Source organism: Scandinavium sp. M-37 (assembly GCF_043558715.1).
Taxonomy (GTDB): Bacteria; Pseudomonadota; Gammaproteobacteria; order Enterobacterales; family Enterobacteriaceae; genus Scandinavium; species Scandinavium vulneris_A.
On sequence record NZ_JBIGIN010000028.1, the window covers coordinates 46,229 to 58,177 of the forward strand.

An 11,949-nucleotide genomic window follows, 5' to 3' on the forward strand; every position below is an offset into this window, starting at 1 on the left:
ACGCCTTGCCGGGCCTACGGGATTATCCAGTAATCATTGCCGCAAACACTTCTGCTATTGCCACCGCCCCCGGGTCGGTGACGCCGTCCAGGTTCTGCTGGTTCACATATGATGAGCGTCCCGCGCCCGCTTTCTGCATCCGGGCGGTGCTTTCGGCTCCCGTTTTCGCCGCGCTGACGGCAGCTTGCATGCCCTGGTCGCGCAAAGCTTCCAGCGCCGGTTGCAGAGCGTCGATTAACGTCCGATCGCCCAGATCGGCCCCGCCATACTGTTTCATCTGCATCAGCCCGCTGAGCAACGCGTCGGGTAGCTTTTTGCCGTCGTGAATCGCCTGTCCGGCCGCGGTGAAGAAGATAGACATCAACACCCCGCTGGAGCCGCCCATCACCGTCGCTAATCGGTCGCCGATCAGCTGCAACAGCTGCGCGCTGTTATTCAGCGGCAGTTTGCCCGCATTCAGCAGTTGGGCAATATCCCGCGCGCCTTCGGCAAAGGTTGAGCCGGTATCGCCATCGCCTACTTTGGCATCCAGCGCGTTGAGGCGGTTCTCCAGGTCAATCAGCGTCCGGGTGGCTGCCGTGAGCACCGCTTTCACCTGCGGGTTGTCAGACGGCGTGGCTTCCACGCTGTCGTGAATTTTGCTGTAAGCCACGGTTTTCAGCGGGGCGAACGCCACCGGTTTTTGCCAGCCGAGGGTCTCGACCTCGGCCTGCAGCGCCTCCTCAAACGCCGGGGTAAGCTTCAGAACCGAGAGCGAGAAGCCTTTCATGTCCAGCGAACTGACCAGCGCCGCCGGGCCAATCAGCCAGCTGATCTGCCCTTGTAACGCCGAGTGCGCCAGCTCTTTGGTCAGCAGCGCCATCTCCAGCGCCGAGACGCCGCCGAGGTTGTTGATCAGTACCGCCACCTTCGCGTCGCCGATGTGCTTCTGCAACGGTGTTACCAGGGTGTCGATGATGGCTTTGCTGTTATGGCTGTCGACCACCGAGGCACCCGGTTCACCGTGGATCCCCAGGCCCAGCTCGACGTGTCCGGGTTTGATGCGCCCTTCTGCATCGTCGCTGCCCGGCAGGTTACAGGTCTCCATCGCCACGCCGAGGCTGTAGACGTTATCGCACGCCTGTTGGGCGATGTGCCGCACTTCGTTGAGGGATTTCCCCTGTTCGGCGGCGTGGCCTGCGATTTTATGCACCAGCGCGGTGCCCGCGATGCCGCGCGGCTGTTTGTTGTCCGGCAGGGCGATGTCGTCGGCGACGATCACCATCTCGACTTTCAGGCCATGACGTTTGGCTTTCTCCGCCGCCAGGCCGAAGTTCAGGCGGTCGCCGGTGTAGTTTTTCACAATCAGCAGGCAGCCGCGATCGCCGGTCACCGCCACGATGGCGTTGAGCACCGCATCCACGCTCGGCGAGGCGAACAGGTCGCCGCACACCGCCGCGGTGAGCATCCCTTTGCCGACAAACCCGGCATGCGCCGGTTCGTGGCCGGAGCCGCCGCCGGAAATCACCGCCACGCGGCTTTTATCCCAGTCGCCACGGGCAATGATGCGGATTGCCGGATCGATATCTAACCGCACCAGGTTGCCGTGCGGGGCCGATAAGACGATGCCTTCGATGGCATCATTGACCAGCTGCTTGCGGTCATTGAAGAAGAATCTGGACATTACCTTTCACTCTTTTGAAACGTTCATTGCAAACGGATAGGAAAAGCATAGTCGGCGCTGTGGTTTACGCCGCAAAGAGCGGAATGACCTCATCATATTTTCATTGGCTTTAACCTATACTCTGCCTTGAATCTACGGAGGAAACACCATGAGCTCACCTTTGCTGATAGCCCAGACCACGGAACAACAGCTGTATTTACTGCCCGGCATGGCCAACCGCCACGGGCTGATCACCGGCGCGACGGGGACCGGGAAAACCGTCACCCTGCAAAAAATGGCCGAGTCATTTTCCGCGATCGGCGTGCCGGTGTTTATGGCCGATGTGAAAGGCGATTTAACCGGCGTGGCGCAGGAGGGACAGGCCTCGGACAAACTGCTCGAGCGGCTGAAAAAAATCGGCGTGACCGACTGGCAGCCGCACGGTAATCCGGTGGTGGTGTGGGATATTTTCGGCGAGAAGGGGCATCCGGTTCGCGCCACGGTCTCTGACCTTGGGCCTCTGCTGCTGGCGCGCCTGCTCAATCTGAATGAAATCCAGACCGGCGTGCTGAACATTATCTTCCGCATTGCTGACGATCAGGGTCTGCTCCTGCTCGACTTTAAAGATCTGCGTGCCATTACCCAGTACATCGGGGATAACGCCAAATCGTTCCAGAATCAGTACGGTAATATCAGCGGAGCCTCGGTGGGCGCTATCCAGCGCGGGCTGCTGACGCTCGAACAACAGGGCGCGGAGCACTTCTTCGGCGAGCCGATGCTCGACATCAAAGACTGGATGCGTACCGACAGCAACGGGAAAGGGATTATCAACATCCTGAGCGCCGAAAAGCTCTATCAGATGCCGAAACTGTACGCCGCCAGCCTGCTGTGGATGCTCTCTGAGCTATACGAACAGCTACCGGAAGCGGGTGACCTCGAGAAACCCAAACTGGTGTTCTTCTTTGATGAAGCACATCTGCTGTTCAGCGATGCGCCGCAGGTGCTGCTGGATAAAATCGAGCAGGTTATCCGCCTGATCCGCTCCAAAGCGGTGGGGGTTTATTTTGTCTCGCAGAACCCGTCTGACATTCCCGATAACGTGCTCGGCCAGCTTGGCAACCGCGTGCAGCACGCCCTGCGTGCCTTTACGCCGAAGGATCAGAAAGCGGTGAAAACCGCGGCGCAGACCATGCGCGCCAACCCGGCGTTCGATACCGAAAAGGCGATTCAGGAACTGGGCACCGGCGAGGCGCTGGTGTCGTTCCTCGATGAAAAAGGCAGCCCGTCGGTGGTGCAGCGTGCGATGGTGATTGCCCCGAGCTCGCGCATGGGGCCCGTGACCGACGATGAGCGCAATGGGCTCATTAATAACTCGCCGCTGTACGGCAAGTATGAAGATGAGGTCGACCGGGAATCGGCGTTCGAGAAGCTGCAACAGGGTGTGCAGGCCACGACCGAAGAACAGAACGCGCCTCCGGCTAAAGGGACGGCGGTAAATGTCGACGACGGTATTCTCGGCGGGCTGAAGGATATTCTGTTTGGCACCACCGGGCCACGCGGCGGTAAGCGCGATGGCGTAGTGCAGACGATGGCGAAGAGCGCCACCCGGCAGATTACCAATCAAATAGTGCGCGGGATGCTGGGGAGTTTGCTCGGAGGGAGAAAGCGGTAATTTTAAAAGCACCCTCACCCTACCCTCTCCCTCAGGGAGAGGGGAAGAGCGAAAAAGGTCGTAGGCCCGGCAAGCTATTTGCGCCGCCGGGCGCTCGAGAGGATTACGCTTTACGCGTCATCAGCCACAGGCTAATCAGGAAGAAGCTGGCACTTGGCAGCAGCGCCCCGACAATCGGCGGGATGCCGTACACCAGGGTCAGCGGGCCAAAGATCTGGTCGAGGACGTAGAACACGAAACCGAAGCTTATCCCCGTTACCACCCGCACCCCCATCGCCACGCTCCGCAGCGGACCGAAGATAAATGACAGCGCCATCAGCATCATCACCGCCACCGACATCGGCTGGAAGATTTTACTCCACATGTTCAGCTGGTAGCGCCCGGCGTCCTGGCCGCTGGACTTGAGATACTTCACGTAGTTGTGCAGGCCGCTAATCGACAGCGCATCCGGGTCCAGTGCCACCACGCCCAGTTTGTCCGGAGTGAGGTTGGTTTTCCAGGTGCCGCTGACGGTCTGTGAACCGGTGACCTGCTTCGGATCGGTCAGGTTAGATTCATCCACCTGCGACAGGCGCCAGGCTTTGGCGTCTTTATCAAACTTCGCCGAGGCGGCGTAGCGCACCGACTGCAAACGACGCTTGTCGTTAAAGCTGTAGATGCTGATGCCACCGAGCTCATCGTCGCCTTTAATGCGTTCGATGTAGATGTAGTTATTGCCATCTTTTGCCCACATGCCTTGCTGGGTAGACAGCAGCGAACCGCCGTACATCGCCTGCGCACGCAGGTTACGCGCCATCTGTTCGCCCTGCGGGGCAACCCATTCGCCGATAGCCATCGTCAGCAGCACCAGCGGAATCGCGGTTTTCATCACCGCCATCGCCACCTGCATACGGGTGAAACCGGACGCCTGCATGACCACCAGTTCGCTACGCTGCGCCAGCATCCCTAAACCCAACAGCGCGCCAAGCAGCGCCGCCATCGGGAAGAAGATTTGCACGTCTTTTGGGATGCTGAGCAGGGTATACATGCCTGCGCCCAGCGCGTCGTAGCTGCCCTGCCCGGCTTTTTTCAGCTGGTCGACAAACTTGATGATGCCTGAGAGCGACACCAGCATGAACAGGGTCATCATGATGGTGGTGAAAATGGTTTTACCGATGTAGCGGTCAAGTACGCCAAATAGCTGCATTATACCGCTCCTTTCCCGCTAATCCGTTCCCGAAGGCGGCGCATCGGTATCGTATCCCAGAGGTTTAGCCCCACCGCCAACGCAAAGTAGAGCACGTTGATCGCCCACATCCACAGGCTCGGGTCAATTTTGCCCTTGCCGCCGTTGGATTTGAGCGAGGTCTGCACCAGGAAGAACACCAGATACAGCAGCATTGCAGGCAGCATCGACAGCACGCGCCCCTGACGGGGGTTGACCACGCTCAGCGGAACCACCATCAGCGCCATGATAAACACCGTCGCGACCAGGGTCAGACGCCAGTGCAGCTCTGCGCGCGCCTTCGGCGTGTCGGCATTCCACAGCGCGGTCATGCTCATCTGTTCGGTATCGTTCGGATCGAGGGCCACGGTCTGATGACCGATAATCGCCTGGTAATCTTTAAAATCGGTGATGCGGAAATCACGCAGCATCGCGGTGCCTTCAAAGCGGGTCCCCTGATTGAGGTTCACCACCTGGGCGCCATCTTTGCGCTGGGAGAGGTGCCCGGAGTCGGCGACGACCACGGACGGGCGCGCGTTGCCGTTAGGGCGGATTTGCGCCATGAACACATCATGGAATTGGCTACCGTTCACCCCTTCGATAAACAGCACCGAGCTGCCATCGCTGGCCTGCTGGAACTGGCCCTGGGCTAGCGCCGCCATGCCCGGGTTGGCTTTGGCTTCGGCTAAGACTTCGTCCTGATGACGGGAGGACCACGGCCCGGCCCACATCACGTTGACCGCCGCCACAATGGCGGTGAAAAGCGCAAGGATCATTGCGGCTTTCACCAGCACGGCTTTACTCAGGCCGCACGCGTGCATCACCGTAATTTCACTTTCGGTGTAGAGTTTGCCCAACGTCATCAACAGGCCGAGGAACAGACTGAGGGGCAGAATAAGTTGCGCCATTTCTGGCACCCCGAGTCCCAGCAGGGACAGCACGAGGTTCGTGGGGATTTCACCGTCCACCGCAGCGCCGAGGATCCTGACCAGTTTCTGACAGAAAAAAATCAGAAGCAGGATGAAGAGGATCGCCAGCTGGCTTTTCAGCGTCTCCCGCACCAGATATCTTATGATTATCACTATAAATACGCCCGTTAAAACCTGTCTTATTGCAGGAAAATTGCTTGTTTCATGGCTTAAACGTCATTTATTCTCTTGAGTCGTCGAAAACATCGCTAAGATTAGAAGACTCAGCGGCTTTACGTTTCAGACCCGGTTCTGACGAGCCAACATCGCGATATCGTTAAGATTAACACGAAGTCACCGCAACAGCGGACATGAGTTACGAAAGCTTGCAATTCTATCCGTAGCCACCGCCGTTGTCTTTAAGATTCAGGAGCGTAGTGCATGGAGTTCAGTGTAAAAAGCGGTAGCCCGGAGAAACAACGGAGTGCCTGTATCGTTGTTGGCGTCTTTGAACCACGCCGTCTCTCCCCGATCGCCGAACAACTCGATAAGATAAGCGACGGCTATATCAGCGCCCTGCTGCGCCGTGGCGAGCTGGAAGGCAAACCTGGCCAAACTCTGCTGCTACACCACGTGCCGAACGTGCTCTCCGAGCGCATTCTGCTGATTGGCTGCGGTAAAGAACGCGAGCTTGATGAGCGTCAGTATAAGCAAGTTATCCAGAAAACGATTAATACGCTGAATGATACCGGCTCAATGGAAGCGGTATGCTTCCTCACCGAGCTGCACGTCAAAGGCCGCAATAATTACTGGAAAGTTCGCCAGGCGGTTGAGACCGCCAAAGAGACGCTGTACAGCTTCGACCAGTTGAAAACCAATAAAAGCGAGCCGCGTCGCCCGCTGCGTAAAATGGTGTTCAACGTGCCCACGCGTCGTGAACTGACCAGCGGCGAGCGCGCTATCCAGCACGGTCTGGCGATTGCGGCGGGCATTAAAGCCGCGAAAGATCTCGGCAATATGCCGCCGAACATCTGTAACGCAGGCTATCTCGCCTCGCAGGCGCGCCAGCTGGCGGATTCCTACAGCAAGAACGTCGTTACCCGCGTGATCGGCGAACAGCAGATGCGCGAGCTGGGGATGCATTCCTATCTGGCGGTCGGCAACGGCTCGCAGAACGAATCCCTGATGTCGGTCATTGAGTACAAAGGCAATCCGTCCGAAGATGCCCGTCCGATTGTGCTGGTCGGTAAAGGCCTGACCTTCGACTCCGGCGGGATCTCCATCAAGCCTGCCGAAGGCATGGACGAGATGAAGTACGACATGTGCGGGGCAGCCGCGGTGTACGGCGTGATGCGCATGGTGGCTGAACTTCAGCTGCCGCTGAACGTGGTCGGCATTCTGGCAGGCTGTGAAAACATGCCTGGCGGGCGCGCCTATCGTCCGGGCGACGTGCTGACCACCATGTCGGGCCAGACCGTCGAAGTGCTGAACACCGATGCCGAAGGGCGTCTGGTGCTGTGTGACGTGCTGACCTACGTGGAACGCTTCGAGCCGGAAGCGGTTATCGATGTGGCGACCCTGACCGGGGCGTGTGTGATTGCCCTCGGCCATCACATCACCGGCCTGATGTCGAACCACAACCCGCTGGCGCATGAGCTGATCGGCGCGTCCGAACAGGCCGGTGACCGCGCGTGGCGTCTGCCGCTCGGCGACGAGTATCAGGAACAGCTGGAAACCAACTTTGCGGATATGGCGAACATCGGTGGCCGTCCTGGCGGGGCCATTACCGCGGGCTGCTTCCTGTCACGCTTTGCCCGCAAGTACAACTGGGCACACCTCGACATCGCCGGGACCGCATGGCGATCCGGTAAAGCCAAAGGCGCAACCGGTCGTCCGGTCGCCCTGCTGTCTCAGTTCCTGCTGAACCGCGCCGGTTTTAGCGGCGAAGAGTAAGAAAGTTGTTGCCCGGCGGCGCATTGCTTGCCGGGCCTACCGGATTGGTTTAAATCCACGATAAGAAGCCCCATATTATGAAGAATGCGACGTTCTACCTGCTCGACAACGACAACACCGCCGACGGCTTAAGCGCCGTGGAACAGCTGGTGTGTGAACTGGCGGCGGACAGGTGGCGGGCGGGCAAGCGCATTCTGATTGCCTGTGAAGATGAGAAGCAGGCCATTCGCCTTGATGAGGCGCTATGGTCGCGGCCACCGGAAAGCTTTGTGCCGCATAATCTGTCGGGTGAAGGCCCACGCGGCGGTGCGCCGGTGGAAATTGCCTGGCCGCAAAAGCGTAACAGCAGCCCGCGGGATATCCTGATAAGCCTGCGCGTCGGCTTTGCAGATTTTGCCACCGCTTTCACAGAAGTGATAGACTTCGTTCCTCACGAAGACTCTTTGAAACAACTGGCGCGCGATCGCTATAAAGCGTACCGCATGGCTGGTTTTAACCTGAATACGGCAACCTGGAAATAATGGAAAAGACATATAACCCACAAGATATCGAACAGCCGCTTTACGAGCACTGGGAAAAGCAGGGCTATTTCAAACCGAATGGTGATGAAAGCCAGGAAAGCTTCTGCATCATGATCCCGCCGCCGAACGTCACCGGCAGTTTGCATATGGGTCATGCCTTCCAGCAAACCATCATGGATACGATGATCCGCTACCAGCGTATGCAGGGTAAAAATACCCTGTGGCAGGCCGGGACGGACCACGCGGGTATCGCTACCCAAATGGTGGTTGAGCGTAAAATTGCCGCTGAAGAAGGTAAAACCCGTCACGACTACGGTCGCGAAGCCTTTATCGACAAAATCTGGCAGTGGAAAGCCGAATCCGGCGGCACGATTACCCGCCAGATGCGCCGTCTCGGTAACTCCGTAGACTGGGAGCGCGAGCGTTTCACTATGGATGAAGGTCTTTCCAATGCCGTGAAAGAAGTCTTCGTCCGCCTGTATCAGGAAGATTTGATCTATCGTGGTAAGCGTCTGGTCAACTGGGACCCGAAACTGCGTACCGCGATTTCTGACCTGGAAGTGGAAAACCGCGAGTCTAAAGGCTCGATGTGGCACATCCGCTATCCGCTGGCTGACGGCGCGAAAACCGCCGATGGCAAAGATTACTTAGTGGTAGCGACCACCCGTCCGGAAACCCTGCTGGGCGATACCGGCGTGGCCGTCAACCCGGAAGATCCGCGTTATAAAGATTTGATCGGCAAATTCGTGGTGCTGCCGCTGGTGAACCGCCGTATTCCTGTCGTGGGCGACGAACACGCCGACATGGAAAAAGGCACCGGCTGCGTGAAAATCACCCCGGCGCATGACTTTAACGACTACGAAGTCGGGAAACGTCACGCCCTGCCGATGATCAACATCCTGACCTTCGACGGCGATATCCGCGAAAGTGCGCAGGTGTTCGACACCAAAGGCGAAGAGTCTGACGTTTACTCCGCAGACATCCCGGCTGAATTCCAGAAGCTGGAGCGTTTCGCCGCGCGTAAAGCGGTGGTGGCAGCCATTGATGCCCTCGGCCTGCTCGAAGAAATCAAACCTCACGACCTGACCGTGCCGTACGGCGACCGTGGCGGCGTGGTTATCGAACCGATGCTGACCGACCAGTGGTACGTACGTGCCGACGTGCTGGCGAAACCGGCGGTTGAAGCGGTTGAGAACGGCGACATCCAGTTCGTGCCGAAGCAGTACGAAAACATGTATTTCTCCTGGATGCGTGATATTCAGGACTGGTGTATTTCCCGTCAGCTGTGGTGGGGTCACCGCATCCCGGCGTGGTACGACAACGAAGGCAATGTGTTCGTTGGCCGCACCGAAGAGGAAGTGCGTCAGGAAAATAATCTCGGCGCTGACGTGGCGCTGCGCCAGGACGAAGACGTACTCGACACCTGGTTCTCCTCCGCGCTGTGGACCTTCTCCACGCTGGGCTGGCCGGAAAACACCGACGCGCTGCGTCAGTTCCATCCGACCAGCGTGATGGTCTCCGGCTTCGACATCATCTTCTTCTGGATTGCCCGCATGATCATGATGACCATGCACTTCATCAAAGATGAAGACGGCAAGCCGCAGATCCCGTTCAAGACCATCTACATGACCGGTCTGATTCGTGATGACGAAGGCCAGAAGATGTCCAAATCCAAGGGCAACGTCATTGACCCACTGGATATGGTCGACGGGATTTCGCTGGCAGACCTGCTGGAGAAACGTACCGGCAACATGATGCAGCCGCAGCTGGCTGAGAAAATTGCCAAACGCACCGAGAAGCAATTCCCGGACGGTATCGAGCCGCACGGCACCGACGCCCTGCGCTTCACCCTGGCGGCGCTGGCATCGACCGGCCGCGACATCAACTGGGATATGAAGCGTCTGGAAGGTTACCGTAACTTCTGTAACAAGCTGTGGAACGCCAGCCGCTTTGTGCTGATGAACACCGAAGACCAGGACTGTGGCTTCAACGGTGGCGAAATGACGCTGTCGCTGGCCGATCGCTGGATCCTCGCCGAGTTCAACCAGACCATCAAAGCGTACCGTGACGCGCTGGATAACTTCCGCTTCGATATCGCGGCAGGCATCCTGTACGAGTTCACCTGGAACCAGTTCTGTGACTGGTATCTGGAGCTGACCAAACCGGTAATGACCGGCGGAACAGAAGCGGAACTGCGCGGCACTCGCCACACGCTGGTGACGGTGCTGGAAGGTCTGCTGCGTCTGGCGCATCCGATCATTCCATTCATTACCGAAACCATCTGGCAGCGCGTGAAGGTTATCGCCGGTATTTCCGCCGACACCATCATGCTGCAGCCGTTCCCGGCGTTCGATGCCGCTCAGGTGGATGAAGCCGCGCTGGCCGATACCGAATGGCTGAAGCAGGCGATCATCGCGGTGCGTAACATTCGCGCTGAAATGAACATCTCCCCGGGCAAACCGCTGGAACTGCTGCTGCGTGGTTGCAGCAAAGACGCGGAGCGTCGTGTGAACGACAATCGTGGCTTCCTGCAAACTCTGGCGCGTCTGGACAGCATCACCGTGCTGGCAGCCGATGATAAAGGTCCAGTCTCTGTGACCAAAATCATCGACGGCGCAGAGCTGCTGATCCCGATGGCTGGCCTCATCAACAAAGAAGATGAGCTGGCGCGTCTGGCGAAAGAAGTGGCGAAAATCGAAGGTGAAATTAGCCGCATCGAAAGCAAGCTCTCCAACGAAGGTTTCGTGGCGCGCGCCCCGGAAGCGGTTATCGCTAAAGAACGTGAGAAGCTGGACGGCTACGCAGAAGCGAAAGCCAAGATCATCGAGCAACAAGCGGTGATTGCTGCGCTGTAATCGTCATCATGCGATGAAAATGAAAAGCCGGAGAAATCTCCGGCTTTTTTTATGTCTGCCGTTTATCTGAACCTAAATAAATGGAGTTGCCACCATCATCCCACGCGAAATTATCGCAAAGAAACCGGTATCGTTAAGCTCGTCGGTATCACTCAACTCAAGATCATCCAGTTCCCCCACGACGCAAGTATTGCTGGCCAGATAGCGCATGTAACGCATTTTTGCCCACGGATACGCCAGCCCAAAGGTACAGATTGTCGCCAGGATTAAGACCAGTATTTGCATCAGCAACCCAACGAACGTCAGGGTTGAGCGGAAAGTCAGTGAATCGCCAAGACGCAGTCCGTTAATAAACTGATTGCGCAGCGCCGCCTTGGAAAATATTGACATCAGAACGATGGCCATAAAATAAAGGATATAGCTAACAATAATCTGCGGCAGATATTCCTGCGCCACCGCATCACTTATCGCCGGATCCATTCCCCCCTTTGCGATTTCTGCGGACAACGTAATATAAAACGGCGCCATCAATTTTCCGATTACAATCGTAAACGGAACCAATATAAGCATAGCGGAGATACAAATAACTATGCAGCGTTTAAGCGAAATAGCGATGCGGAAAGGGTGAATACCAAAACAGGCATTGCTGCCCAGGAGTTGCATCCATTTACCATACATAATCCCATTGGTGATACCAACAGATAGCAGCCCCAGCACCGCTAAGACGGCGAGCTGAAGTAATCCACCATTCGTGCTTTCAGGTATTCCCATCATGCGGTTGACGGCATAAAGGACAAAAATTACCGCAATGCCCAGCAGCAGCGGTAACCCCAGCATCGTCCACATGACGTTACCTATGCCACATTTAAACCCAAAGCGCACATTATTCAGCCGGGTCATCATTGCCTGATAACGCAATCCTTTTGCCATCATAAGCGGCATCAACACCCATAGCAGGAGGACAGGAAGAAAACCGAACAGCAGATTGATACTCTCACAGACTACCGTCAGGACAATAAAGATAAGGCCGACTAACAGCCAGCTCACCAGAAAAGCGCCTCCGGTGGTGTAAGTATCCCGCTTAACCGAACCATTCACTTTTGGAGATCTTCCGACATACTGATTATGTCACCTGAGGAGATCGCTATGCGTAAGATCCGATTCACCGAACACCAGATCATCGCCGTTCTGAAG

Annotated in this window: 8 protein-coding genes; 4 read left to right on the forward strand and 4 right to left on the reverse strand. The window is 57.1% G+C overall.

All coding sequences use genetic code 11. The features are described from left to right. Positions 1-22: 22 nt before the first annotated feature. On the reverse strand, positions 23-1,663 hold the full coding sequence (locus tag ACG0Z5_RS18190; RefSeq protein ID WP_394449941.1) for a dihydroxyacetone kinase subunit DhaK: 1,641 nt from the start codon (positions 1,661-1,663) through the stop codon (positions 23-25). Positions 1,664-1,811: 148 nt separating this feature from the next. Between ACG0Z5_RS18190 and ACG0Z5_RS18195 the strand changes: the two genes are divergently transcribed. Next, positions 1,812-3,314: a helicase HerA-like C-terminal domain-containing protein gene (locus ACG0Z5_RS18195; protein ID WP_394449943.1), complete on the forward strand. Its 1,503-nt coding sequence runs from the start codon at positions 1,812-1,814 to the stop codon at positions 3,312-3,314. 103 nt (positions 3,315-3,417) lie between these two features. On the opposite strand, the gene lptG is transcribed toward ACG0Z5_RS18195, so the two are convergent. Both lptG and lptF read right to left on the reverse strand, forming a co-directional pair. Further along, positions 3,418-4,500: an LPS export ABC transporter permease LptG gene (lptG, locus tag ACG0Z5_RS18200; protein ID WP_394449945.1), complete on the reverse strand. Its 1,083-nt coding sequence runs from the start codon at positions 4,498-4,500 to the stop codon at positions 3,418-3,420. After that, positions 4,500-5,600: an LPS export ABC transporter permease LptF gene (gene lptF, locus ACG0Z5_RS18205; protein ID WP_394449947.1), complete on the reverse strand. Its 1,101-nt coding sequence runs from the start codon at positions 5,598-5,600 to the stop codon at positions 4,500-4,502. The genes lptG and lptF overlap by 1 nt, the downstream gene beginning before the upstream one ends. A 267-nt stretch (positions 5,601-5,867) precedes the next feature. Here lptF and pepA point away from each other — a divergent pair, with 267 nt between their 5' ends. The 3 genes from pepA to ACG0Z5_RS18220 all read left to right on the forward strand — a co-directional run bounded on the left by pepA (position 5,868) and on the right by ACG0Z5_RS18220 (position 10,755). Further along, positions 5,868-7,379: a leucyl aminopeptidase gene (gene pepA / locus ACG0Z5_RS18210; protein WP_319785155.1), complete on the forward strand. Its 1,512-nt coding sequence runs from the start codon at positions 5,868-5,870 to the stop codon at positions 7,377-7,379. 77 nt (positions 7,380-7,456) lie between these two features. Further along, entirely contained in the window at positions 7,457-7,900 is a 444-nt protein-coding gene (holC, locus tag ACG0Z5_RS18215; RefSeq protein ID WP_319628357.1) for a DNA polymerase III subunit chi, read from the forward strand. Beyond that, the gene (locus tag ACG0Z5_RS18220; RefSeq protein ID WP_394449950.1) at positions 7,900-10,755 is read left to right on the forward strand and encodes a valine--tRNA ligase; all 2,856 of its coding nucleotides are present in this window, start codon (positions 7,900-7,902) and stop codon (positions 10,753-10,755) included. The genes holC and ACG0Z5_RS18220 overlap by 1 nt, the downstream gene beginning before the upstream one ends. 72 nt (positions 10,756-10,827) lie before the next feature. Here ACG0Z5_RS18220 and ACG0Z5_RS18225 read toward each other — a convergent pair whose 3' ends face one another. Beyond that, positions 10,828-11,853: a DUF898 family protein gene (locus ACG0Z5_RS18225; RefSeq protein WP_394449952.1), complete on the reverse strand. Its 1,026-nt coding sequence runs from the start codon at positions 11,851-11,853 to the stop codon at positions 10,828-10,830. Positions 11,854-11,949: the final 96 nt, after the last annotated feature.

What these genes read in the sequence shown, in the direction of transcription:
- ACG0Z5_RS18190 (WP_394449941.1), bottom strand. Translation starts at nt 1,663, where the DNA reads ATGTCCAGATTCTTCTTCAATGACCGCAAGCAGCTGGTCAATGATGCC.
- ACG0Z5_RS18195 (WP_394449943.1), top strand. Translation starts at nt 1,812, where the DNA reads ATGAGCTCACCTTTGCTGATAGCCCAGACCACGGAACAACAGCTGTAT.
- lptG (WP_394449945.1), bottom strand. Translation starts at nt 4,500, where the DNA reads ATGCAGCTATTTGGCGTACTTGACCGCTACATCGGTAAAACCATTTTC.
- pepA (WP_319785155.1), top strand. Translation starts at nt 5,868, where the DNA reads ATGGAGTTCAGTGTAAAAAGCGGTAGCCCGGAGAAACAACGGAGTGCC.
- holC (WP_319628357.1), top strand. Translation starts at nt 7,457, where the DNA reads ATGAAGAATGCGACGTTCTACCTGCTCGACAACGACAACACCGCCGAC.
- ACG0Z5_RS18220 (WP_394449950.1), top strand. Translation starts at nt 7,900, where the DNA reads ATGGAAAAGACATATAACCCACAAGATATCGAACAGCCGCTTTACGAG.